We start from the raw sequence: 22,860 nt of genomic DNA on the forward strand, positions 1-22,860 counted from the left end.
CGACGGGGGGCCCGCGCGGTAGCGGTGGCGCGCTGCCCCCCCCCCCCCCCCCCTGGGGTCGCGCCGGCCCGGGGGGGCTCGGGCCCCCCCGCCCCCGCCCGGTCGTCGGTGCCCGTTTGCCGGATCGATGGCGGGGAAGTCCCGCGAGTGCGGCGGCGCTGACCGTTGCCGGCGGGAGGGGATGCCGACGATGACGAACCACCCGTCCGCCGCATCGCCCCTGAGTGCCGTGGACGTGCCAGCGCGCCTGACGATCGGGGTGGAGGAGGAGTTCCTGCTGCTGGACCCGGACACCGGGGAGAGCCTGCCGGTCGCCGACCGGGTACTGACGGCCCTGCTCGGAAGGGCTCGGCAGCAGAGCCGGCAGGAGTTCCGGCACAGCATGGTGGAGATGGTCACCCCGGTCTGTGCCGACCTGGCCGACCTCCGGGCCCACCTGATCACCCTGCGGCGTGCCGCGGCCGAAGCCGCGCGGTCCGCGGGAGCGCGGTTGGTCGCGGTGGGTGCCACTCCGGTGCACGAGCCGCACCGGACAGTTCCGGATGAACCCCGCTACCACGCCATGTCCCGCCGTTTCGGCCCGGTCGCGCACGATCCGGCCGTGTGCGGCTGCCACGTGCACGTCGGTCTGCCGGACCGGGAACTGGCGGTGCAGGTCTGCAACCATCTGCGTCCGTGGCTGCCGGTGGTGCAGGCGCTCACCGCCAACTCGCCGCTGCACGACGGCGCGGACACCGGCCACGCGAGTTGGCGTTCCATGCAGCTGGAGCGCTGGCCGAGCATCGGTCCCACCCCGTACTTCGCCTCGGTCGCCGACTACGACGCCACGGTGGCGGAACTGGTCGATGCGGGAGTCATGCTCGACGCGGCGATGGTCTACTGGTACGCCCGACCATCGGCCAGCTATCCCACCGTGGAGGTCCGGGTGGGCGACGTCTGCCCGGGGGTGGACGACACGGTGCTGGTCGCGGCCCTGGTGCGAGCGCTGGTCGCCACCATGGTCGACCAGCTACGAGCCGGCGTTCCGGCACCCCACCTGCGTAGCTGTCTGCTCGCGGCGGCCCACTGGCGAGCCGCGCACGACGGGTTGGACGGTCAACTCGTCGACCTGCGTGGTGGCGGTGCCCGTCCGGCGTGGGACCTCGTGGAGGAGTTGTTCAGCACGGTGACGCCCGCACTGGTCCGGCACGGCGACCTGGCCTACGTGCTGGAGCAGTTGGCCCGGCTGCGCCGCGACGGCACCGGCGCGGCCCGGCAGCGGCGGGTCATCGCGCGTACCGGTGGGAACGTGCGGGCGGTCCTCGACCACCTCGCGGCCGAGACCACCGCCGGCTGAACCGGCAGCCGGCACGCTCAGCGGATGTGGTGGGTCTGTAGCCAGAGTTCGAGCAGGCCCAGCTGCCACAGTTTGTTGCTGCCCGCAGCGGCCTGCGCCTGGTCGGGGTCGGTGAGCAGCGCCTCCACGTACGCCGGTCGGAACAGCCCACGCTCGCGCGCTGCCGGCGCCCGCAGCGCCGCCACCACGAGGTCGCGGACCGGGCCGTCGACATTGCGTAGCGCGGGCACCGGAAAGTAGCCCTTCGGCCGGTCGATCACCTCGGCGGGCAGCACCTCGCGGGCGACCTCCTTGAGCACGCCCTTGCCACCTTGGGCAACCTTGTGCTGCGGCGGGCAGGCTGCCGCGAGGGCGACCAGATCCTGGTCGAGGAACGGGGTGCGTACCTCCAGTCCCCACGCCATGCTCATGCTGTCCACCCGTTTGACCGGATCGTCGGGAAGCATCAGGTGGGTGTCCAGGCGCAGCACCGCGTCCAGGGCGGTCTCCGCGCCCGGGGCCTCCAGCTCCGCGAACACCAGGTCCCGGCTGGCGTCGACGTCGACGGCGTGTGCCGGACCGACCACGCGGATCAACTCGGCGTGGTCCCGGTCGAAGAAGGCGGCGATGAAGGTCCGCGCCGCCTCGGCACGAGGAACCCCGGTCAGCGGCTGGTGATAGCCGTACCCGGCGAACACCTCGTCGGCGCCCTGCCCCGACTGCGCCACCTTCACGTGTGCGGCGACCTGCTCGGAGAGCAGATGGAAGGCGACCACGTCGTGGCTGCCCATCGGCTCGGTCATCGCCTCCACCGTCCGGCGGACGGCCGGCACCAGGTCGTCGTTGGCGAGCTGGATGCGGACATGGTCGGTGCCGTACGCGCGGGCGACCAGATCGGAGTAGTGGAACTCGTCGCCGGCCTCGCCGTGCCGGCTGTCGAAGCCGATGCTGAAGGTGCGCAGGTGCTGCTGCCCGGCCTCGGCGAGCAGAGCCACGATGAGACTCGAGTCGAGACCGCCGGAGAGCAGCACGCCCACCGGCACGTCGGCGACGAGCCGTCGTCGTACGGCGGTGCGCAGCGCCTCACCGATCGCGGCCCGCCAGTCCCGGTCGTCCCAGCCGGCGTGGATGGGATCCCGGACGTAGTCGGGTTGCCAGTAACGGCGATCGCGGCTGCGTCCGTCGGCCTCGACGACCCGCACGGTCGCCGGGGGCAGCTTTCGGACACCGCGCAGGATGGTGCGGGGCGCGGGCACGATCGAGTGCCACGACAGGTAGTGGTGCAGCGCCACCGGATCCACGTCGGTGTTGACCTCGCCCGCCTTGAGCAGCGCCGGCAGCGTCGAGGCGAACCGCAGCCGGCCCGGCGTCTCGGCCAGGTAGAGGGGCTTGATGCCGAGTCGGTCCCGGGCCAGGACGAGCCGACGCCGGACGCGGTCGACCAGGCCAACGGCGAACATGCCGACCAGGTGGTCGACGAACTCCTCACCCCACTGGGCGTACGCCACCAGGATCACCTCGGTGTCGCTGGTGGAGTGGAAGGTGTGTCCGGCAGCGCGTAGCTCCGCACGCAGTTCCGGATAGTTGTAGACACAACCGTTGAAGACCAGGGCGAGACCGAGATCCTCGCGCACCATGGGCTGGCCGCCCGCGTCGGACAGGTCGATGACGGTCAGCCGCCGGTGCCCGAGGGTCACCCAGCCGTCGCTCCACAGGCCCTCGCCGTCCGGGCCCCGGGACCGCATCGCCTCGGTCATCCGGGTCACCACGGCGGCGTCGGGCGTGCTGCCGTCGAACCTCGCCTCACCGCTGATGCCGCACATCACGATCCGCTGTCATGCCTCTTCCTCACGTCTGTTCGGGCCCCCGGAAGGCGGCACCCGGCCGAACCTCCTACGACTGGTGGTCCTGGTTACCGGTCCAGCGACCGCCCGTGGTGGCGCCGTCGGTCCGGATCACGGTCCGGTTGCCGTCGAGGTCGTTCTCCACGACCCGGCAGTTGACGCAGTCGGCCCGGTCGGTGACCCAGATCCCGTGGGTCTGGGTGGCCGAGCCGCTGTCCCGGATCAGGTTGCCGCGGATCGTGACCGAGTCGGCGATGGCGTTGACGGTGATGCCGGCCCGGGTGACCGGCGCGGGCGGCAGCTCGTACGGCGTGCCGGGCGCCGGGGTGTCGGCGCTCCAACTGCTGGCGTCGTCGGGACGGATCGGGGCGAGGGTGAGGGTGGTGGCGTCGTTGGCGGCCACCACGGCGTACCGGTTGCCGACGCGGAGCACCTTGCCCCGGTGACCGTCGGCCGGCCAGTTCGCACCCTGGTCGCTGACGGTGTTGCGGGTGTAGCGGACGGAATCGCCGCCCCCCGAGGCGGCAGGGGCGCACTGGCGGCCGTTGTTGCGGATCCGGTTGTTGATGATGACGGCGTCGCGTAGTGGTCGGTCGAAGCGGATACCGTCGCGGCTGTTGCCCCAGATGTCGTTGCTCTCGATGACGATCTCCTCGGCGGCGGCCCGGCCGCCGTCACCGAGATCCTGGTGGTGATAGCCGTACCTGCCGTTCCCGGTGATCCGGTTGCCCCGCACCGTGTAGGGGCCGGCGGTGTTGCCGATGTTCACCCCGTCGCGCAGGTTGCCGTCGATGACACAGTCGGTGACCAGACCGCCCCTGCCGGGGACACCGGTGGTGCCCTTCGCCGAGACCTGGAAGCCGGCCTCCAGGTTGCCCACCATCAGGCAACCGGTGACGATGAGCCCGTCGGCACCCCAGTCGGAGATCCCGAACCGGTTGCGCTCCGCGTGGCAGCCGCTGATCCGGATGCCGCGCGGCTGAGGTCGGTCCGGGAACTGCATCTCCAGGAAGATCCCGTTCGTCGCGTTGCCGACCGCGACACAGTTGGTGATGGCCAGCCGCTCCATCGGGCCCCAGCCGCCGATGCCGATGCCGATTCCCGCCCCGCCCATCTCCATTCCGTTGTCCATCCGGCCGCATTCCAGCACCCGGACCGCTTCCACCAGAGTGTCCTGGAGGAAGTCGCAGCCGAAGCCGGTACCGGCCGTGTGGTGGATGAAGATGTTCCGGAACAGGGCGCCGCTGACGTACTGCAACCCCAGCCCCTTGTCCAGCGGGTTGTACTGCGCCGACGCCACGCCCTTGCCGTCGATCTCGAAGTCGGCGAACGTGCAGTAGGCCAGGGGGCGGTCCGGACTGGCACCGTGCAGTTGGGCGGTGTAGAAGGCGAACGGCACCGGCTTGGAACGGTTGCCCTCGTTGCTCAGGGCGAAGCGGGTGGCACCCGGTCCGGCACCCATCAGGGACACCCCACTGCGCCAGACCGTGCCGGCGTCCCGGATCGCGTACACCCCGGGTGGGCAGTAGATCACCCGTGCCCGCCCGTCGGCGGCGAACGCGTCGCCGAGCCGGTCGACGAGTGCGGCCAACGCCGGCTGGTCGTTGGTGGTGCCGTCACCGGTCAGCCCGTGTTCCCGGGCGTTGCAGAGCAACGGCGTCCCGGCCACGGGGTACGGCCGCACGCCGGACGGAGCGGCTGTCACCTGACCTGACACAGGACATCACCTTCCCCGTGACGGCAGGCCGACCGGAAGCCGGCCGCCGTCGGACCCTCGGGGCTGTGCGGCGGCGGGCCTGCCTCGACGGTACGTGGGTGACGTCCTCGGCGAGGACGGATCGCGGAAGAGGGCGAAGTTCACCGGCACCGCGGGTTGTCGGGCGACGGCCACGCAGGTGCGCGTGAGGGGTGGCGCTGATCCGCGCCACCCCTCACGTCGCTGCTGTCAGCGTGCGGTACAGGACAGGGTGGGTGTGCCGTTGGTGCCGTTCCAGGAGCCGTTGAAGCCGAAGGTGGCGCTGCTGTTGGCGCTCAACGAGCCGTTGTGGCCGACGTTCGAGGCGGTCACCGACGAGCCGCTCGAGGTGATCGACGCGTTCCAGGAGTTGGTGATGCTCTGGCCGTTGGGCCAGGTCCAGTTGACGGTCCAGCCGGAGATGGCGGCGTTGCCGGCGCGGACGGTGACCTCGCCACCGAAGCCACCGGGCCACTCGCTGGTCTTGCGGTAGGTGGCGGTGCAGGCGCCGTTACCGGCCGGTGGCGGGGTGGTGGGCGGCGGGTTCGTGGGCGGCGGGGTGGTGGGCGGCGGGTTCGTGGGCGGCGGAGTGGTGGGCGGCGGGTTGCCACCTCCACCGAAGGTCACGTCGCTGCAGATGTAGTACGGCTGGTCGAGGTGGGACGCCTGCCAGATCGTGTACACGACGTGCCGGCCGGTGCGGTTGCCCGCGTTGACCTGTGCCTCGTAGAGCCCGGTGGTGGGGTACGAGCCGGTGCGGAGCACCAGTTCCAGGCTGTTCCAGGTGAGGGGCTGCGTGGTCGGATCGAAGCCCTGCTTGGTGATGTAGATGAGCATGTAGTCGGCACCGTGCCGGGCACCGTCGGTGAGTGTCAGGGTGAAGTTGTTGGGCATCGGCTTGGCGGTCCAGGCACCGACCGTGTCGAGTGAGGCGTACAGCCCGCCCTGGGTACGGCCGCCGCTGCACAGCTGCCCGTCCGGGATGACGGCCTGGTGGTTGCCGCCGACGTTCTCGCGGAACAGGCCGTTCCAGTTCCACATCGTGTTCGGGTTGGCCTGGAAGGCCTGCCAGCACATCGGGTCGCTCTGGGCCATGGCCGGGTTGAGGTGGTCGTCACCCCAGCGCTCCCAGCATCCGTAGTTGCGGGACGGCGGGTTGGTGACCGACCCGTGCGCCGAGGCCGGGCCGGGCTGATTGACCACGACCATGGTGAACGCGGCGACGAGGACGGAGGCCGCGCCGAGTCCTAGTCGACGTGCTGTTCGTGCGAGTTTCATCGATGCTCCAGTTGATCCGTCGACGCCGGTGTCACCCACCGGGGTGCCCAAACCCCGGGAGGAATGCGTCGATCGACATGACGATCTCAAGGGGCAGGCGCGTGAACGCGCTGCCTGCGACGGCCTGGCGGCTCCCAACCGCGATAGTACCCATCATATCCACTTCCGTGAATCTGTTCCGGAAGGGGTCGATGGTCGGGCGCCGCACCGGCCCTAACCGGCGAGGGCGTCCTGGCAGGCCCGGGCGAGCCGGCGCTGGCGGGTCAGCCGTCGCCACAGACCGAGCGGCGGCGCGAGGGCGGTACGTGCCGGTGCCGCCGTCACGGCCAGGACGCCGTCGGCCAACTCGCCCCGGGTCGTCCACGGGGTCCACCGTTCGAGGTCGGGGGCGGAGAAGTCGTGCCCCAGCAGCACCGCCGGACCGTCGGCGGGTGGTCGACCGGCGAGGCTCCGTACCCGGACCGCCCCGCTCGCCTGGTCGTCGGCCCGCGTCACCGAGTCCACGTACAGCCGCCGGTCGGCGCGGGCGACCGCCAGCACCTCGCCGGCTCCTTCGGGCCGGGCACCGATCGTGATGACGGTGTCGACGTCCAGCGCCACGATCAGCCGGGGCAGGTACCACCAGTGCTCCCGACGCAGCAGCGGTGAGTCGATCAGGGCCCTTGCCGGCGGGTACTTGCGCAACTCCTGGTCGAGCAACCGATCCGTGAACAGCGCGCCGTCGCGATCCTCGGTCAGCCGGGGCCGACCGGCCACCGCGACCGGCCGCCAGCCACGCCCGGTGAGCCGGTCGTCGGAGACGACAAGTGCCGCGACCTGTGCGGCGGCCAACCGGCGGGCCAGGGTCACCTCGGCGTACGCAAAGGCGACGGCGGGCCGGTCGCCGAGCAGCAGCGGCGTGACCGGACGGGCCTGTGGTGAGCCGTCCGGGTCGATCCAGGCCAGCTCGCCGACCGTGGCGGCCTGGACCGCGCGGCGAACATGTGCACCCTCGTCCATGTGACCCGAGCCGTTCGGTTGACCTTGGAATGTGATCCCCGTTACATTACCGGCAGGTTTCGGGATCTGCACACGAGCGCCCGCCCCACGGGCCGCAAGGAGGCAGCCGTATGCCCGCCATCGTCGTCGTCATCGCGGTCATGGCGATGTTTGCCCTCGGCTACCGGTACTACTCGCGTTACCTCGCCGACCGGGTGTACGGGTTGGACCCGGCCTACGTCACCCCGGCGCACCGGTTCGCCGACGGAGTCGACTTCGTCCCCACGAACAGGCATGTGCTCTTCGGTCACCACTTCACCTCGATCGCCGGAGCCGCCCCGATCGTCGGCCCGGCGATCGCGGTCTTCTGGGGGTGGGGGCCGGCGCTGGCCTGGGTCGTGCTCGGCACCATCTTCGCGGCTGGCGTGCACGACTTCGGGGCGCTCGCGGTCTCGGTGCGGCACCGGGCCCGCAACATCGGCACCCTCGCCGCGGACGTGATCAGCAAACGGGCCCGTACGCTCTTCCTGCTGATCATCTTCTTCCTGCTCACCCTGGTGAACGCGGTCTTCGCGGTGGTGATCGGGAACCTGCTCGTGGCGTACCCGGGCGCGGTCATCCCGATCTTCGTGGAGATTCCCCTGGCCATCGCGATCGGCCAGTACATCTACCGCACCCGTAGCGCGGCGCTGGTGCCGTCGCTCATCGGCGTGGTCGCGCTCTACTTCCTGATCTGGGTGGGCAACCTCTACCCCATCGAGATCACCGGGCTGGCCGACGCGCTGGGCTTCGAGCGGACGCGCGACCTGTGGGTGGTCATCCTCTTCGTCTACGCGTTCATCGCCTCGCGGCTGCCCGTCTGGTTGCTCTTGCAGCCGCGCGACTACATCAACTCCCACCAGCTGTTCATCGCCATCGCGGTCATCTTCGCCGGGGTGCTGGTCGGCATGGACCGGATCGTGGCGCCGATGTTCAACGACGTGCCGGCCGGCTCACCGAGCATTTTCCCGTTCCTGTTCATCACCGTGGCCTGCGGCGCGATATCCGGGTTCCACTCGCTGGTGGCCTCCGGCACCACCTCCAAGCAGCTCGACAAGGAGACCGACGCCAGGTACGTGGGCTACGCCGGGGCGATCGGCGAGGGCAGCCTCGCCCTCGGGTCGATCATCGCGGTCACGGCCGGGGTCGCCGCCACCCGCGCCGAGTGGGAAGGGTTGTACGCCAGCTACGCCGACGCCTCCGGCGGCGCCACCCGCAACTTCGTCAACGGCATCGCCAGCTTCGCCACCAACCTCGGCATCGAGTTCCAGCTCGCGACCGTCTTCGCGGCGGTGGTGGTGATCTCGTTCGCGGCCACCACCATGGACACCGGCGTCCGGTTGCAGCGCTACATCGTGCAGGAGATCGCCGAGCTGGTCGGATGGCGGCGACTGTCCCGCCACCTGACCCTGGCCGGGCTGCTGGCGATCGCCGCACCACTGACCCTCGCCCTGCTGCCGGGCGGCGGGGACGCCGGCTACACCTTCGGGGTGCTGTGGCGACTCTTCGGCACCACCAACCAGCTCACCGCCGGGCTCGCCCTGGCCGTCATCGCGGTCTGGGTGCTGCGCCGTCGGCGCAACCCGGTCGCGGTCATCGTGCCGCTGGTCTTCCTGCTGGTGATGACGACCTGGGCGCTCATCGTGCAGTTGCGCGAGTTCGTGGCGGCCGACGAGTGGGTGCTGGCACCGCTGGACGCCATCATCTTCGTCCTCGCGCTCTGGCTGATCGTGGAGGCGGTGCTCGCCCTGCGTCGCGCCAGTGGTCAGCCCGTCGAGCCGGATTCCGGGCCGGGCCGGGACAGCGGCGGTGCGGGTGCCGCCGCTGCCGGGCCGGCCGACGAGTCGGGGCGAGCGGTCGGTGCCGAGTCGGCAGCCGGTGCCGGTGCCACCGACGATCGCCGCTGATGGCCCGGCACCGGGTGCTGCTGATCCGGCCGTGGGATGCGCCCGGGGCCGGCTCCGGCTGCTGCACCGGGGCGGCCGACAGCTGCTTCGAGGGCCGGCACGAGGATCCCGCGTCGGCGCGGCAACGGGCCGACCAGCGGCCGTTGGGCGAGGTCTACCGGACGGTACGTGCCGGTCTGCCAGCCGAGATCGCGGTGGAGATCGTCGACCCGCGGAACACGCTCTTCCTGTTGCCGGCGATCGTGCGCGACGGTCGCCGGCACCGACGGTCCTGGCGGGCCCTGCTGCGGGACCTGGTCCGCGGGACCGGCTACGCGGCGATCATCGTGGACGGCCGGGTGGTCAGCGAGTCCGGCCTACCCCCGGCGGAACATGCCCTGCACCTCATCCGCCGGGCACTCGTCCCGTCGGCCACCCTCAACCGCCGCAACAGCCGCCCGCCCGGTCGGTAGCCGGCTCGTCGGTGCCGACCAGGTCGAGCGGTACGGCGAGCAGACCGCCACTGATCCCGGTGGCCAGGCCCTTGCCGGTCGATTCGACGGCGGGGCCACAGCAGTCGTCACCGGTGACCGACTCCGCGGGGTCGCTGCGGCAGACGCCGGTTTCGGGCAGTTCGAGCCGTACGTCGCGGGCGGCCTGCCAGTCGCCGGCGATGGCGGCGACCACGGATCGGGCCTGTTCGTAGCCGGTGGCCATGAGGAAGGTGGGCGCACGGCCGTAGCTCTTCATGCCGACGGCGTAGTAGCCGGGCTCCGGGTGGGCGAGTTCGTCGACGCCGTGCGGCGGCACGGTGCCGCAGGAGTGCTCGTTGGGGTCGATGAGCGGAGCCAGGGCGCGGGTGGCCCCCATGATCGGATCGAGGTCCAGGCGCAGCTCGGCGGCGATCGTGTGGTCGGGCCGGAAGCCGGTGGCGGCGACGATCCGGTCCACCGTGACCTGCTCCCGGGCGTCGCCGCGTCGGACGGTCACCGCGACCCGACCGTCGGCGGGAGTGATCGCGTGGACGGAGAAGCCGGTCAGCAGGCGGATCCGGCCGGCGTCGACGTGCGACCGCAGCCGGGAGCCGAGCGCGCCGCGAGCGGGGAGCGCGTCGGCGTCGCCGCCGCCGTAGGTACGGGTCGGTGACGGTGCTCGGATGGCCCACGTCACCTCGGTGCCGGGTGCGGTCGCGGCGAGTTCGGCGAGCGAGAGCAGGGTGTTGGCGGCGGAGTGTCCGGCGCCGACGACAAGCGTGTGCCGACCGGCGAAGCGGGCCCGGTCGGTGCCGAGGATGTCCGGCAGGGCGTGCTCCAGGTGGGCGGCGGCCTCGGTCTCGCCCAGGGCGGGCAGGCCGGACGCGCCCAGCACGTTCGGGTTGCCCCAGGTGCCGGAGGCGTCGATCACGGCCCGCGCGAGGATCTCCCGGCCGTCGGTGAGGCGGAGCAGGAAGGGAGCGGACTCCCGTCCGGTGGTGCGCAGGCGGTCGTAGCCGAGTCGGCTGATCGCGGCCACCCGGGCGCCGTAGCGCAGATGTGGCTTGAGCCGCGGCAGGTTCGCGAGCGGCTGAAGGTAGTTCTCGACCAGGTCGGCGCCGGTGGGCAGGGCGTCCGGATCGGGTGCCACCCAGCCGGCCTCGTCCAGCAGGCGGCGGGCGGCCGAATCGATGTTGTACCGCCAGGGTGAGAAGACGCGGACGTGGGCCCATTGCCGCACCGCGGCGCCGGCGCCGTCGCCCGCCTCCAGAACGATGTACGGCAGCGCGCGCTCGTGCAGGTGGGCGGCGGCGGCGAGGCCGACCGGCCCGGCGCCGATGACGGCCACGGGCAGTTGGTCCAGATCGCTCATCAGCTGCTCCTCGTGTTCGATGGTTGTCGAAACAGACGGGCGGTTCGGCCCCATGTGTCACACGGGCGGCCGACCTGCTGTCTCGATGTTCTTCAAAACAGAGATTTGCATGCTGATTAGACACATGTCAACCTAGGGGTATGTCCAAGCAGGCGGTGCCACTTTCCCTCGATCTCACCGCCGCCCCGTGCTGCCCGCCGCTGGTGCAGCAGCGGGTGTCAGGTGAGACCGCCGTGGTGCTGGCATCCGCGTTCAAGGCCCTCGGCGATCCGGTACGGCTGCAACTGATGTCGATGATCGCCTCGGCGAAGGGCGGCGAGGTGTGTGTCTGCGACCTGACCCCGGCCTTCGACCTGACCGGCCCGACGATCTCGCATCACTTGCGGACCCTGCGAGAGGCGGGTCTGGTCGACTCCGAACGTCGGGGCACCTGGGTCTACTACCGGGCCCGGCCCCAGGTGCTGCGGCAGTTGGCCGCCCTGCTGGCAGTCGAACCGACGCCTCCGTCCGACCGGTGAGGCGGGTGGCCGGACCTCGATCGGCCGCCGCCGCCGGTCAGGAATCCCACCGTCGCGGTCGGCGTTTCCTCCGGCGTACGGCGTGAGGCCTGAGCCAAGGAGAAAACGGACATGAAGGTACGGACATCCCTCCGGTCACTGAAGCGGAAGCCGGGTTCGACTGTGGTACGCCGACGCGGCCGGGTGGTCGTGGTGAACCGGCTCAACCCGCAGTGGAAGAGCCGCCAGGGCTGAGCTGGTCACGAGACGATCGGCGCCGCTCCCGCTGGCCGACCCGCACCGCTGCCGGCGCCGTCTCGTCGGCGCGGGGCGGGGGCCGGTCGTCGTCGGGCGGCTGCGGCGGTGCGATCCAGGTGACCAGCACCACCGAAATGATCATCAAGAGGAACCACGACGTCAGCTTCGTCAGTGACACCGGATGCCAACCGTCCGCCTGGCTCGGGTAGAGCCAGGCGTTCGACCAGGTGGCGATGTTCTCGGCCAGCCAGATGAAGAAGGCGACGAGGACGAAGGCCAGCAGCAGCGGCATGCGCAGCCGGGCCCGGAATATCCGGAAGTGCATGACGCTGGGCCCGAACACCAGCGCGACGGCCGCGACGAGCAGCCACCGCACGTCCGGCAGGTAGTGGTTGGTGAAGAAGTTGACGTAGATCGCGGTCGCCACCAGGGCCGTCAACCAGCGCCTCGGATAGCGCGTGAAGCGCAGGTCGAACAGCCGGTTCACCCGGACCAGGTAGGAGCCGACCGCCGCGTACATGAAGCCGCTGAACAGGGGCACCCCACCGAGCCGGAGCACCCCCTCGGGCTCGTACGTCCACGAGCCGACGTGGGTCTTGAACAGCTCCATCACCGTGCCGACGAGATGGAACAGGACGATCACCCGCAGTTCGCGCAGGCTCTCCAGCCGCCCCGCGACCATGGCGACCTGGACGGCGACCGCGGCGACGGTGAGGGCGTCGTTGCGGGCGAACGCGGCGTCGTCGGGATACCAGAGGTGCGCGGCACAGATGATCGCCAGCATGGCGGCACCGAACACGCACGCCCAGGCCTGCTTGAGCCCGAAGACCACGAACTCGGTGAGCCATCCGGCCGGCCCGTGCCGCGGTAGCCGGGCCAGCGCCGTGCGGAACCGGGCATCGATCGCGCGTTCGGCCGTGGTCAGCGCGGCCCGGCCGTCGGGGGTGTGCTGCATCGCACCGAGGTTAGTGCGTGCGGAGCCGTGCCATCCGGCGCGGAGCGGCCCCCCGTGAGGGCTTCGCGCTGGGTGCTGACCTCGCTGTTCAGCGTCGCAGCGGGACCGTTCGATGGTACGACTGAGGCGCGATCACCGGCGACGCGCGGAGGGCGACGATGTCCAGTGGGCTGCCGGCTCGGCTGTTGCGGCGGCGCGAGATCTCCCGGCGGGCGTCGTTCCTGGAACTCTTCTTCGACCTGGCCTTCATCCTCGCGCTGAACCGGTTGTCCCGCGCTCTCGAGGAAGACCTCAGCCTGGGCTGGGCGTTCCGCACGGCGCTGCTGCTCGCCGCCATCTGGTGGGTCTGGTTCGTGACCGCCTGGTCGACCGACTGGTTCGAGCCGCGTACGCCACTGATCAGCGGGCTGCTGCTCTGGGTGATGTTCGGCGGGATGCTGATGGCCGCCGCGGCACCGACCGCGTACGCCGGACACGCGTTGGTGTTCGCCGGTGCCTACGTGGCGATCCACCTGGGTCGGGCGGCCCTGTTGCTGCCGGCCCTGCACGGGCACCCGCTGCAACTGCGGACCCTGCGGGTGGCGATCTGGTTCGCCGTCTCCGGGGTGCTGTGGCTGACGGGGGCGTTCGTCGGCCCGGCCCAGGTGGTCCTCTGGACGGCGGCGGTCCTCCTGGACTACTCGATGGCGCGACTGCGCTGGCCGACGCCGGGGCTCGGTCGCAGCAGTTGGGAAAACCTTCAGATCATCGGGGAGCATCTGTCCGAGCGGTACCAGCAGATCTTCATCATCGCCCTGGGTGAGCTGATCCTGACCGCTGGCATCACGTACAGCCAACGCGGGTTCGACCTGGGCCGCAGTGTGGCGTTCGCCCTGATGTTCATCAACGCGGTGAGTCTCGGCCGGCTCTACCTCGTGCCCGGCGGGATGCGGCTCGGCGCCGCGATCGAGGCCATGGGACCGCCCGGTAGCAGGCTCGGCCTGCTCGCCGGCTACCTGCATCTGGTGATGATCGCTGGCGTCCTGGCGACCGGGGTCGGCTCGCGGCTGATGATCATGGAACCGTTCTCCCATGATCTGGCCGCCGTGGTGACGATGGCGGCCGGGCCAGCGCTCTTCCTCACCGGCTGGATCCTGTTGGCGCTGGCCGTGCACAGTCGGCTCTCCTGGCAACGGCTGATCGGAATGGTGGCCATTCTCGTCGCCGCCGCAGCGGGCCACGAACAGTCGTTGCTGGTCAACTCCGTGATCATCACCGGTCTGCTGATCCTGATCGCGCACAGCGACACGCTTGTCGCCGGGGTACGTCGACGCCGACGGCCGTGACCGAAGGCACCTGGCAGCGCATCCGCGGAAGATGAAACCCTCCGGTTGTCCGGAAGCCGGCTTCGCCGTTCGTCATGTCGGTGGAACCAACCCTCCTGACGATTCGAAAGGCACTCACGTGAAGTACATGATGCTGGTCTGCACCGATCCCGAGCCGGATCCGGAGCCGAGCAACCACCCCGACGTCGAGGTGTGGGTGGCCGAGAACGACGCGGCCGGTCGACGCCTGCAGGGCGCCCAGCTGGCTCCGGCCTCGGCCGCCACCACGGTCCGGGTCCGCAATGGCCAACTGCTGGTCTCCGACGGGCCGTTCGCCGAGGTCAAGGAGATGATCGTCGGCTTCGACCTGCTGGAGTGCGCCGATCTGGACGAGGCGATCGAAGTGGCCCGGGCGCATCCGATGGCCTGGGCCGGGCGGATCGAACTCCGTCCGTTCGCCGACTTCGAGCAGTGACGGACCCGGCCGCCGAGAACGCGGTGCCGCGGGCGTCGACCGCCGACGACGGCGCGGCGGCGCGGCGGCGCGGCGGGAACGGGGGCACGGCGGCCGATCGGGCCGCGGCGGCGCAAGCCGTCGCGGCCACCGCCGTCGAGGCGTACCCGCGGATCGTGGCGGCCCTGATCCGGATCACCGGAGACTGGACGCTGGCCGAGGACTGTACGCAGGAGGCCCTGGCCCGGGCGCTGGATCGTTGGCCGGTGGACGGAGTGCCGGCCAACCCGGCGGGCTGGCTGATGGCCGTTGCCCGGAACCGGCTGCTCGACGTGCTGCGGCGGGCCTCGGTCGAGCGGCGCAAGCTGCGCGAGGTGGCGGTGCTGGCGCTGACGGCCGCCACCGCGGAACCGGTACCGGACGAGGAGGTGGTGGACGACCGGCTGCGGCTCATCTTCACCTGCTGCCATCCGGCACTCGCGCCGCAGGCGCGGGTCGCGCTGACCCTCCGGACGATCTGCGCGGTACCGACCGCCGACATCGCCCGGGCCTTCCTGGTCAGCGAGTCCACCATGACGCGGCGGCTCACCCGGGCCAAGACGAGGATCGCCGAGGCGGGTATCCCGTACCGGGTGCCGCGTGGCCATGCCCTGACCGAACGGCTGCCCGGGGTGCTGGGCGTGCTCTACCTGCTGTTCACCCAGGGCTACGACGCGGACGGTGAGCCGGCCTTCGCCGAGGAGGCGATCCGGTTGGCCCGGTTGCTGGTCCGGCTCATGCCGGAACAGCAGGAGGCGACGGCGTTGCTGGCGCTGTTCCTGTTGCAGCACTCCCGCCGGACCGCCCGGCGGGACACCGACGGCAACCTGATTCCGCTCGATCGACAGGACCGGTCCCGGTGGGACCACGCGGCGATCGCCGAGGCCTCCCGCCTGCTCGCCGGGCTGACCGAGTCCGGCCCGTACGCGTGGCAGGCCCGGATCGCGGCGTGCCACGCCACCGCGCCCAGCGCCGGGACCACCGACTGGCGACGGATCGCCGACTGCTACGACCAGCTCGTCCAGGCGCAGCCGACGCCGGTGGTGGCGTTGAACCGAGCCGTCGCGCACGGGTACGCGTACGGACCGGAGGTCGGGCTGGCCCTGCTCGCCGAGGCGCGCGCCGGTGGCGGACTCGACGGCTATCCGTTGACGCTGGCGGTGGAGGCGGACCTCGTCGCCCGGCAGGGCGACCGGGAGCGGGCAGCGGCGCTGTTCCGCGCGGCGGCGGACCGGGTGCCCGGCGATGCCGAGCGGCGGGCGCTGCTCGATCGGGCACGGAGGGCTTCCGGACCCGGGTGGTGACCAGCGGGATCCGGGGCGACCGGCCGGACGGGGGGCTGCGCGGATGGCGGCGACGTTCGATACTGCGCACATGGTGCGGTGGACCTGGGGGTGCGTCGGCGTTCTGCTCGCGTTGAGCCTGGCAGCCTGTGACGATCCGCCGCCGGACGCCGCGCCGGTGTCGCCGGCACCGGCGGCGACGTCCGCGGGATGGACGGCACCGCCACTCCAGCTGCCCATCGTCGGGCCTGGCGACCCCTGCCCGGTCACCGAGCCCCGGCCCTGGTCCGACAGCGACCTGGCGCACCGGGTGCTCGGGCCCGGCCCGCTGTACCCGGTGGCCGACTACCTCGCCGGCGGTGCCCTGCAACTGCGCGACGAGGACCGGGAACCGGACGGCACGTATACGAAGAAGGTCCGGTGGATCGGCTCCGGCTACACCGGCCCGGTGCTGGTACGGGCAGCACGGATCGACGCGCCGGGCAGCGCGGGTGTCCGGTTCTCCTACACCGGTGAGTCCCGCGGCGATGGGTACCACGCCGTGCTCAGCCAGCCGGACAGCGACCTGCCGGCCACCACGACGGTCAGCGGACCGGGTTGCTACGCCTACCAGGTCGACGGGGCAACGTTCAGCGTGACTGTCGTCTTTCGCGCCGTCCCGGCTACCAGCGATCCCTCCTGATCGTCAGGTGTGCTGCGACAGGTCACGGGTGGGACGCCGGGTCCGCCGTGCGGCTCAGGTAGCGGACGCCGGTAGCGGCCTCGGAAACCTGCCAGAGCCGGTTGGCGAGGGCGAGGTCATCGCCGGGCGCGACGATCGGGCGGGCGTGCACCCGGCTGTCCCACTTGCGTAGTGATGGGCCGAGGAAGACACCGGTCTCGGCGGTGGCGCTGGTGGCGGCGTAGAGCAGCGGAATGGTGCCGCGCAGCGGAGTACGGGCGAGCAGCAGTCCACCGATTCGGGTGAAGGCCCAGGCCGCCGGGCCGTCGGCCTGGTTGTGCATGGGCGTTCGGGCCATCCCGGGATGGGCCAGGAAACTGCGTACCGGGCTGTCGGCTCGGCGCAGCCGGCGGTCCAGTTCGGCCCCGAAGAGGATGTTCGCCTGCTTGGAGCGGATGTACCGCTCGGCTGGGGCGGGGTCGCTGGCGAGGTCGTCCAGGTCCGGCCCATTCCGGAGCAGGCGGTAGAAGTTGGAGCTCACGGTGACCACCCGCGGATCGTGGTCGCTGCGGAACAGACCCAGCAGCAGGCCGGTGAGGGCGAAGTGGCCCAGGTGGTTGGTGGCGAAGACGCGCTCGTATCCCTGCGGGGAGCGCTCCTGGCCGGCGGCGGTGACTCCGGCGTTGTTGAGCAGCAGGTCGATCTCGCGACCCTCGTCGCGCAACTGTCCGGCGAAGACCCGGACCGAGTCGAGGTCGGCCAGGTCGAGCCGCCGCACCTCCAGGTCGCCGGTGATGCCGGCGCGGGCCTGCTCGCCCTTGGCCAGATCGCGGACCGCCATGATCACGGTCGCGCCGTGGGCGGCGAGGTGTTCGGCGGCGATCAGGCCGAGGCCGCTGCTCGCGCCGGTGACGACGGCGGTCCGGCCGGTCTGGTCGGGTATCTCGTCGAGTGTCCAGGCAACGGGCACGGCCCACCTCCGGTCGGTCAGCAGCGGATTGTTTATCCGCTCTCTCCTGGCGACCATAGCACGCGAGCGGATAGATAATCCGCTCCGTTCCGGATGGACTATCCTCGTACCGTGACGGGTGGGCCGACGACCAGCACCGAGTCGCTGCGGGCTGACTCGGCCCGGGTACGTGCCCGGATGCTGCGGGCCGCCCGCGAGCGGGTCGCCGCCGGTGACCTTGAGCTGCCGATGAATGCCGTGGCCAAGGCCGCCGGGGTTGGCGTCGGTACCGTCTACCGGCATTTCCCCAGCCGGCAGGCGCTGCTGGAGTCGCTGGCCGCCGAACGGTTCGTCCTGCTGGTGCAGGCGGCCGAGGAGGCCGTCACCTGTCCCGACGTCGCGGCCGGGCTGGCCCGCCTGCTGCGGGCCGCGCTGAAACACCAGCGCGACGACCCGGCGCTCGGCGTCGTGCTGGCCGCGCCCGACCACGCCTGTCCGGAGACGACGGAGCTGGTCGGAGGGCTCGCCGCGGCCGTCGACCGGCTGCTGGAGCGGGCCCGCGGCGCGGGGGTCATCCGGCCGGAGATCACCGCCGAGGACGTCCGGGCGCTGTTCTGCGGGTTGCAGCGCACGGTGCAGGTCGGGAATGACACCGAGCTGTACCTCGACATCCTGCTGCGCGGCATCCGGGCCTAGCGTCGTGGTCTGGCTCACCGCCTGACGGTCGCGGCCGTCGTCGGCATCGGTGACCGAAACACGGGCGTGGTTTCATGGGCCCATGGCGAACCCGGTCATCCTCTCCGTCGACGACGACCCGGCGGTATCGCGGGCGGTCGCACGGGACATCCGGCGCCGCTACGGCGACCGCTACCGGGTGGTCCGTGCCACCTCCGGGCCGGAGGCGTTGGAGGCGCTGCGCGAGGTCAAGCTGCGCGGCGACCAGGTGGCGTTGCTGCTGGCCGACTACCGGATGCCGGAGATGAACGGCATCGAGTTCCTGGAAGCCGCGATGGATCTGTTCCCGGCCGCGCGCCGGGTGTTGCTGACCGCGTACGCCGACACCGGTGCGGCGATCGACGCGATCAACCTGGTCGACCTCGACCATTACCTGCTCAAACCGTGGCATCCGCCGGAGGAGAAGCTCTACCCGGTGGTCGACTCGCTGCTGGAGGCGTGGGCGGCCAGCCCGGCCGCCGGGGAGAGCGAGATACGGGTGGTCGGGCACCGCTGGTCCGCCGAGTCGTTCACGGTGCGGGACTTCCTCGCCCGCAACCTGGTCCCGTACCGGTGGTTGCTGACCGACGACCCCGAGGGCGGCCGGCTGCTCGCGGCGGCCGGGGTCACCCCGGCCGACGTGCCGCTGGTGGTCACCACCGACGGCAAGGCGCTGGTGGCACCCTCGGAGGCGGAACTGGCCGGGCTGGTGGGCCTGGAGGTCACCCCCACGGCGGACTTCTACGACCTGGTGGTGGTCGGCGGTGGGCCGGCCGGCCTGGGCGCCGCCGTGTACGGGGCCTCGGAAGGACTGCGCACCGTCCTGGTGGAGCGGCTGGCCACCGGAGGACAGGCCGGGCAGAGCAGCCGGATCGAGAACTACCTCGGCTTTCCCGACGGGGTCTCCGGGGCGCAGCTCACCGAGCGGGCCCGCCGGCAGGCGTTGAAGTTCGGCGCGGAACTGCTCAGCACCCGGGAGGTGGTGGGCCTGGCGGAAGCCGGCTCGGCGCGGCTGCTGCGGTTCAGCGACGGTCAGACACTCGCCGCCCACTCGGTGGTGCTGGCGACCGGCGTGTCGTACCGGATGCTCGACGCGCCCGGCCTGGCCGACTTCACCGGCCGGGGCGTCTTCTACGGTTCGGCGGCCAGCGAGGCACCGAGCTGCGTGGGCGAGGACGTCTACATCGTGGGCGGCGCCAACTCGGCGGGGCAGGCGGCCGTCTACTTCTCCCGCTACGCGGAGCGGGTGCACCTGCTGATCCGGGGCGCGGACCTGAGCGCGTCCATGTCCCGGTACCTCATCGACCAACTGGGTCGCATCGACCAGGTGACCGTGCACCCGCACACCGAGGTGGCCGGCGCCGCCGGTGACGAACACCTGCAACGGCTGAACCTGCGGGACACCAGGACCGGCGAGCAGCGGGAGGTGGCGACGTCCTGGCTGTTCGTCTTCATCGGTGCCGAGCCCCGGACCGGATGGTTGGACGGCACGCTGGTCCGCGACGAACGGGGTTTCGTGGTCACCGGACCGGACCTGGTCGCCGGGGGACGTCGACCGGCGGGCTGGTCGCTGCCACGCGAGCCGTACCATCTCGAATCGAGCGTGCCCGGTGTGTTCGCCGCCGGTGACGTCCGCGCGGCCTCGGTGAAGCGGGTGGCCTCCGCCGTCGGTGAGGGCGCGATGGCCGTGTCGCTCGTGCACCGGTACCTGGAGGCACAGTGACCAGCGGGGACCGGGTCACCGGCCGGCAGCCGCAGCGGTTGACCATCGACGAGCTGCGGACGCTGTTCCTCTTCGAGTCGCTCGACGACACCCAGTTGAGCTGGTTGGCCGAGCAGGGCCGGGTCGAGCGGCGGGGCGAAGGTGACCTGGTCTACGCCGAGGGTGATCCGGCGGAGTGCTTCTTCGTCCTGCTCGACGGCACGGTGCGGCTCTGCCGCACGGTGCACGGTGACCAGGTGGAGATCAGCCGTACCGCGCAGCGCGGGGTGTACGGCGGTGCCACCCAGGCGTACCTGGGTGACGACCGGCAGTACCGCAACAGCATGTGGGCGCTCACCGACGCCGAGTTCTTCGTGCTGCCGGCGGAGCAGTTCGCCCACGCGGTGCGCACCTGGTTCCCGATGGCGATGCACCTGCTGGAGGGGATGTTCATCGGGATGCGGGACACCCAGACGCTGATCGGCGAGCGCGAGCGGCTGCTGGCTCTGGGTTCGCTGTCGGCCGGCCTGACCCACGAGCTGAACAATCCGGCGAGCGCGGCGGTGCGGGCCACCACAAGTCTGCGGGAGCGGATCGCCGGCATGCGGCACAAGCTTGCCATGATCGCCGACGGTCGGCTCGACGGTCGGCGGCTGCACGCCCTGGTGGGTCTCCAGGAGGAGGCGGTCGAGCGGGTGGCCAAGGCACCGACCCTCTCGCCGTTGGCGACCAGCGACGCCGAGGACGAGTTGACGGACTGGCTGGACGACCGCGGCCTGACCGCCGGTTGGGAGCTGGCGTCGACGCTCGTCGGCGGCGGGCTGGACGTCGACTGGTTGGAACGGGTCTGCGCGTCGGTCGGCGAGGAGGACCTGGAGGCGGCGGTGCGCTGGCTGGCCTACACGGTCGAGACCGAACTGCTCATGCGGGAGATCGCCGACGCCGCCACCCGGATCTCCACCCTGGTCGGTGCCGCCAAGCAGTACTCCCAGCTCGACCGGGCGCCGTACCAGGTGGTGGACGTGCACGAGCTGCTCGACGCCACACTTGTGATGTTCAAGGGCAAGATCGCCGCCGGGGTCCGGCTGGTCCGGGAGTACGACCGGGACCTGCCCTCGATCCCGGCGTACGCCGCCGAGCTGAACCAGGTGTGGAGCAACCTGATCGACAACGCGCTCGGCGCGATCGGTGGCGACGGGGTGCTGACCGTCCGGACTCTCCGGCAGGACGACTGGTTGATCGTCGAGATCGCCGACACCGGCCCGGGCATTCCCGACGAGATCCGCCCGCGGATCTTCGAGCCGTTCTTCACCACGAAGCCGGTCGGCGAGGGCACCGGCCTCGGTCTGGACATCTCCTACCGGATCGTGGTCAACAAGCACCACGGTGACATCCGGGTGACCAGCACGCCCGGCAGCACCGTGTTCCGGGTGCTGCTGCCGATCAGTCCGCCGGAACCGCCGGCCGGCTGACTCGCCGCCGGCCCGGTCGAGATCACCCGCCAGCGGTCAGGCGCTGCGGTCCAGCCGTAAGCCGGCCGCCTCGGCGTGGTCGAAGCGGTCGTTGACGAGCACCACGTCACGGCCGGCGTTGGCCAGCAGGGAGGCGGCGAGGGCGGCCCGGTAGCCGGACCCGCAGTGCACCCAGACGGTGCCCGCCGGGATCTCGGCCAGCCGGCGGGGCAGCTCGGGCAGCGGCACGTGCACGGCGTCCTCCACATGGCCGTCGCGCCACTCGTTGCCCAGCCGCACGTCGAGGACGACCTGTGGGGCGGGCAGCCCGGCCGGTGCGTTCCCGGCCTGCGCGGCGGCCAGCGCCGGGAAGTCCGCGAGGGGCAGCTCCCGCAGCTCGGCGGGCTCGTCGACCCACTGCCGGGGGGTGCCGGTCGCCTGGGCGGCGGGCCGGTCGATGCCGATCCGGACCAGCTCGCGCTGGGCGTCGGCGACCTGCTCGGGTGTCTCCGCCAGCAGCGTCACCGGGGTGCCCCAGTCGATCAGCCAGCCGAGCCAGGTCGACATCGGGCCGTCGAGGCCGAGGCTCACCGTGCCGGCCAGGTGCGAGACCGCGTACGCCTTGCGGTGGCGCAGGTCGACCACCCACTCCCCGGCGGCGATGCGCTCCCGCAGGCGTGCCGCGTCGGCTCGCGCCACCGGGGTGAGGTCCACGGGCGCCGGGCCGGCGGTGTTGGCCACCCCCATGTGTGCGTAGTACGCCGGGTAGGCGTCCAGGCCGGCCAGGGTCTCGGGGACGAACTCGGTCGCGGCCAGCCGGAACACCGGGTTCACCTGCTTCTCCCGGCCGATGGTCGAGTCCGGGGCGTCGGCCTGGCTGGCCGAGCAGAAGCTGCCGAAGCCGTGGGTGGGCCACACCTGCGCGCCGTCCGGCAGCAGGTCGGCGAGCCGCCGCGCCGAGGTGTGCTGACGCTCGGCCAACTCGTGCGCGTGCTCCGCGCCGAGCAGGTCGGTGCGGCCGGTGGTGCCGAACAGCAGCGATCCTCCGGTGAAGACGCCGGTCGCCGTCCAACCGCCCTCGATGGCCTCGTCGAGCACGTACGACAGGTGGTGGAAGGTGTGACCAGGGGTGGCCACGGCCCGCAGCCGTAGCGCCTCCGACACCTCGACGACGTCGCCGTCGCCGACGGGCACCCGGTCGAAACCAACCTCGTCCGCGGCGGCGACCAGGTACCGTGCCCCGGTCAGCCGGGCCAGGTCCAGCCCGCCGGAGACGTAGTCGTTGTGCAGGTGCGTCTCGACCACGTGGGTGATCCGCACGCCGGCCGCGCCGGCGAGGTACAGCACCCGGTCGATGTCCCGCTGCGGGTCCACCACGACCGCGACCCGGCCGTCGGTGGCCAGGTAGCTGCGGTCGCCGAGGGACGACGTCGTGATGACCGACACCTGCACCGTCATGCCAACTCCTCGGTTGCTCGTCTCCAGCGAGTGCTTACCCGGCGGGGGTGCGGAGATGCCGCCCCGATCGGGTAGCCGATCCGAATATACCCTGGGGGGTATACATCGGCCATTCGCACGGGCCGGCCGGAAACGAACCGGGCGCCGGTCCGCGGTCGAAGGAACTCCGACCGCTGACCGGCGTTGTCACCTACCGGTCACAGGCGCGCGCACTG

At 71.5% G+C, this 22,860-nt stretch carries 20 protein-coding genes; 12 read left to right on the forward strand and 8 right to left on the reverse strand.

What is annotated here, in order from left to right; all coding sequences use genetic code 11:
* Positions 1 to 190 precede the first annotated feature (190 nt).
* Positions 191 to 1,336, forward strand: coding sequence for a carboxylate-amine ligase (locus V5O40_RS25330; RefSeq protein WP_332907794.1), 1,146 nt, complete (start codon positions 191 to 193; stop codon positions 1,334 to 1,336).
* Between the two features lie 17 nt (positions 1,337 to 1,353).
* Here V5O40_RS25330 and V5O40_RS25335 read toward each other — a convergent pair whose 3' ends face one another.
* The 4 genes from V5O40_RS25335 to V5O40_RS25350 all read right to left on the reverse strand — a co-directional run bounded on the left by V5O40_RS25335 (position 1,354) and on the right by V5O40_RS25350 (position 7,171).
* Positions 1,354 to 3,138 carry an N-acetylglutaminylglutamine amidotransferase gene (locus tag V5O40_RS25335; RefSeq protein ID WP_332907795.1) on the reverse strand — a complete coding sequence of 595 codons (1,785 nt, stop codon included), beginning with the start codon at positions 3,136 to 3,138 and terminating at the stop codon, positions 1,354 to 1,356.
* Positions 3,139 to 3,208: 70 nt separating this feature from the next.
* Positions 3,209 to 4,876 carry a right-handed parallel beta-helix repeat-containing protein gene (locus V5O40_RS25340; RefSeq protein ID WP_332907796.1) on the reverse strand — a complete coding sequence of 556 codons (1,668 nt, stop codon included), beginning with the start codon at positions 4,874 to 4,876 and terminating at the stop codon, positions 3,209 to 3,211.
* A 228-nt stretch (positions 4,877 to 5,104) separates the two neighbouring features.
* On the reverse strand, positions 5,105 to 6,172 hold the full coding sequence (locus V5O40_RS25345; RefSeq protein WP_332907797.1) for a lytic polysaccharide monooxygenase auxiliary activity family 9 protein: 1,068 nt from the start codon (positions 6,170 to 6,172) through the stop codon (positions 5,105 to 5,107).
* 213 nt (positions 6,173 to 6,385) lie between these two features.
* Complete coding sequence (locus V5O40_RS25350; protein WP_332907798.1) at positions 6,386 to 7,171, reverse strand: pyridoxamine 5'-phosphate oxidase family protein; 786 nt, start codon at positions 7,169 to 7,171, stop codon at positions 6,386 to 6,388.
* Positions 7,172 to 7,281: 110 nt separating this feature from the next.
* On the opposite strand from V5O40_RS25350, the gene V5O40_RS25355 reads away from it, so the two are divergent.
* Both V5O40_RS25355 and V5O40_RS25360 read left to right on the forward strand, forming a co-directional pair.
* Positions 7,282 to 9,096 (forward strand): carbon starvation CstA family protein, encoded by a 1,815-nt coding sequence (locus V5O40_RS25355; RefSeq protein WP_332907799.1) that lies wholly within the window; start codon positions 7,282 to 7,284, stop codon positions 9,094 to 9,096.
* Positions 9,096 to 9,548, forward strand: a complete 453-nt coding sequence (locus V5O40_RS25360; protein ID WP_332907800.1) for a hypothetical protein — start codon at positions 9,096 to 9,098, stop codon at positions 9,546 to 9,548. Before V5O40_RS25355 ends, V5O40_RS25360 begins: the two co-directional genes overlap by 1 nt.
* Here V5O40_RS25360 and V5O40_RS25365 read toward each other — a convergent pair.
* The gene (locus V5O40_RS25365) at positions 9,514 to 10,920 is read right to left on the reverse strand and encodes an NAD(P)-binding domain-containing protein (RefSeq protein WP_332907801.1); all 1,407 of its coding nucleotides are present in this window, start codon (positions 10,918 to 10,920) and stop codon (positions 9,514 to 9,516) included. The two genes, V5O40_RS25360 and V5O40_RS25365, sit on opposite strands and share 35 nt — an antisense overlap.
* A gap of 140 nt (positions 10,921 to 11,060) precedes the next feature.
* Here V5O40_RS25365 and V5O40_RS25370 point away from each other — a divergent pair, with 140 nt between their 5' ends.
* Together V5O40_RS25370 and V5O40_RS25375 are read left to right on the forward strand one after the other, a co-directional pair.
* A complete protein-coding gene (locus V5O40_RS25370; protein WP_332907802.1) occupies positions 11,061 to 11,438 on the forward strand; it encodes an ArsR/SmtB family transcription factor in 378 nt (125 codons plus the stop codon).
* A gap of 111 nt (positions 11,439 to 11,549) precedes the next feature.
* Positions 11,550 to 11,672 (forward strand): 50S ribosomal protein L36, encoded by a 123-nt coding sequence (locus V5O40_RS25375; protein ID WP_269740800.1) that lies wholly within the window; start codon positions 11,550 to 11,552, stop codon positions 11,670 to 11,672.
* On the opposite strand, the gene V5O40_RS25380 is transcribed toward V5O40_RS25375, so the two are convergent.
* A complete protein-coding gene (locus tag V5O40_RS25380; RefSeq protein WP_332907803.1) occupies positions 11,641 to 12,630 on the reverse strand; it encodes a DUF817 domain-containing protein in 990 nt (329 codons plus the stop codon). The genes V5O40_RS25375 and V5O40_RS25380 overlap by 32 nt on opposite strands.
* A 158-nt stretch (positions 12,631 to 12,788) precedes the next feature.
* On the opposite strand from V5O40_RS25380, the gene V5O40_RS25385 reads away from it, so the two are divergent.
* The 4 genes from V5O40_RS25385 to V5O40_RS25400 all read left to right on the forward strand — a co-directional run bounded on the left by V5O40_RS25385 (position 12,789) and on the right by V5O40_RS25400 (position 16,392).
* Positions 12,789 to 13,955 carry a low temperature requirement protein A gene (locus tag V5O40_RS25385; RefSeq protein WP_332907804.1) on the forward strand — a complete coding sequence of 389 codons (1,167 nt, stop codon included), beginning with the start codon at positions 12,789 to 12,791 and terminating at the stop codon, positions 13,953 to 13,955.
* A 118-nt stretch (positions 13,956 to 14,073) separates the two neighbouring features.
* On the forward strand, positions 14,074 to 14,409 hold the full coding sequence (locus V5O40_RS25390) for a YciI family protein (RefSeq protein ID WP_282236493.1): 336 nt from the start codon (positions 14,074 to 14,076) through the stop codon (positions 14,407 to 14,409).
* The gene (locus tag V5O40_RS25395) at positions 14,406 to 15,731 is read left to right on the forward strand and encodes an RNA polymerase sigma factor (protein WP_332907805.1); all 1,326 of its coding nucleotides are present in this window, start codon (positions 14,406 to 14,408) and stop codon (positions 15,729 to 15,731) included. Before V5O40_RS25390 ends, V5O40_RS25395 begins: the two co-directional genes overlap by 4 nt.
* 70 nt (positions 15,732 to 15,801) lie before the next feature.
* Positions 15,802 to 16,392 carry a hypothetical protein gene (locus V5O40_RS25400; RefSeq protein WP_332907806.1) on the forward strand — a complete coding sequence of 197 codons (591 nt, stop codon included), beginning with the start codon at positions 15,802 to 15,804 and terminating at the stop codon, positions 16,390 to 16,392.
* A 22-nt stretch (positions 16,393 to 16,414) separates the two neighbouring features.
* Here the strand turns inward: V5O40_RS25400 and V5O40_RS25405 are convergent, their stop codons facing one another.
* The gene (locus V5O40_RS25405; protein ID WP_332907807.1) at positions 16,415 to 17,341 is read right to left on the reverse strand and encodes an SDR family NAD(P)-dependent oxidoreductase; all 927 of its coding nucleotides are present in this window, start codon (positions 17,339 to 17,341) and stop codon (positions 16,415 to 16,417) included.
* Between the two features lie 111 nt (positions 17,342 to 17,452).
* Between V5O40_RS25405 and V5O40_RS25410 the strand changes: the two genes are divergently transcribed.
* The 3 genes from V5O40_RS25410 (at position 17,453) to V5O40_RS25420 (ending at position 21,208) form a co-directional block, all read left to right on the forward strand.
* A complete protein-coding gene (locus V5O40_RS25410; RefSeq protein ID WP_332907808.1) occupies positions 17,453 to 18,016 on the forward strand; it encodes a TetR/AcrR family transcriptional regulator in 564 nt (187 codons plus the stop codon).
* 82 nt (positions 18,017 to 18,098) lie between these two features.
* On the forward strand, positions 18,099 to 19,757 hold the full coding sequence (locus V5O40_RS25415; RefSeq protein WP_332907809.1) for an FAD-dependent oxidoreductase: 1,659 nt from the start codon (positions 18,099 to 18,101) through the stop codon (positions 19,755 to 19,757).
* Positions 19,754 to 21,208 (forward strand): ATP-binding protein, encoded by a 1,455-nt coding sequence (locus V5O40_RS25420; protein ID WP_332907810.1) that lies wholly within the window; start codon positions 19,754 to 19,756, stop codon positions 21,206 to 21,208. The genes V5O40_RS25415 and V5O40_RS25420 overlap by 4 nt, the downstream gene beginning before the upstream one ends.
* Positions 21,209 to 21,244: 36 nt before the next feature.
* Here V5O40_RS25420 and V5O40_RS25425 read toward each other — a convergent pair whose 3' ends face one another.
* Positions 21,245 to 22,645, reverse strand: a complete 1,401-nt coding sequence (locus V5O40_RS25425) for an MBL fold metallo-hydrolase (protein WP_332907811.1) — start codon at positions 22,643 to 22,645, stop codon at positions 21,245 to 21,247.
* Positions 22,646 to 22,860: the final 215 nt, after the last annotated feature.

Source organism: Micromonospora palythoicola (assembly GCF_036689795.1).
Classification (GTDB): Bacteria; Actinomycetota; Actinomycetes; order Mycobacteriales; family Micromonosporaceae; genus Micromonospora; species Micromonospora palythoicola.

Bases quoted from the DNA above. Each gene is read 5' to 3' on its own strand.
- V5O40_RS25330 (WP_332907794.1), top strand. From the start codon at position 191: ATGACGAACCACCCGTCCGCCGCATCGCCCCTGAGTGCCGTGGACGTG.
- V5O40_RS25335 (WP_332907795.1), bottom strand. From the start codon at position 3,138: ATGTGCGGCATCAGCGGTGAGGCGAGGTTCGACGGCAGCACGCCCGAC.
- V5O40_RS25345 (WP_332907797.1), bottom strand. From the start codon at position 6,172: ATGAAACTCGCACGAACAGCACGTCGACTAGGACTCGGCGCGGCCTCC.
- V5O40_RS25350 (WP_332907798.1), bottom strand. From the start codon at position 7,171: ATGGACGAGGGTGCACATGTTCGCCGCGCGGTCCAGGCCGCCACGGTC.
- V5O40_RS25355 (WP_332907799.1), top strand. From the start codon at position 7,282: ATGCCCGCCATCGTCGTCGTCATCGCGGTCATGGCGATGTTTGCCCTC.
- V5O40_RS25360 (WP_332907800.1), top strand. From the start codon at position 9,096: ATGGCCCGGCACCGGGTGCTGCTGATCCGGCCGTGGGATGCGCCCGGG.
- V5O40_RS25365 (WP_332907801.1), bottom strand. From the start codon at position 10,920: ATGAGCGATCTGGACCAACTGCCCGTGGCCGTCATCGGCGCCGGGCCG.
- V5O40_RS25370 (WP_332907802.1), top strand. From the start codon at position 11,061: ATGTCCAAGCAGGCGGTGCCACTTTCCCTCGATCTCACCGCCGCCCCG.
- V5O40_RS25375 (WP_269740800.1), top strand. From the start codon at position 11,550: ATGAAGGTACGGACATCCCTCCGGTCACTGAAGCGGAAGCCGGGTTCG.
- V5O40_RS25380 (WP_332907803.1), bottom strand. From the start codon at position 12,630: ATGCAGCACACCCCCGACGGCCGGGCCGCGCTGACCACGGCCGAACGC.
- V5O40_RS25385 (WP_332907804.1), top strand. From the start codon at position 12,789: ATGTCCAGTGGGCTGCCGGCTCGGCTGTTGCGGCGGCGCGAGATCTCC.
- V5O40_RS25400 (WP_332907806.1), top strand. From the start codon at position 15,802: ATGGTGCGGTGGACCTGGGGGTGCGTCGGCGTTCTGCTCGCGTTGAGC.
- V5O40_RS25415 (WP_332907809.1), top strand. From the start codon at position 18,099: ATGGCGAACCCGGTCATCCTCTCCGTCGACGACGACCCGGCGGTATCG.
- V5O40_RS25425 (WP_332907811.1), bottom strand. From the start codon at position 22,645: ATGACGGTGCAGGTGTCGGTCATCACGACGTCGTCCCTCGGCGACCGC.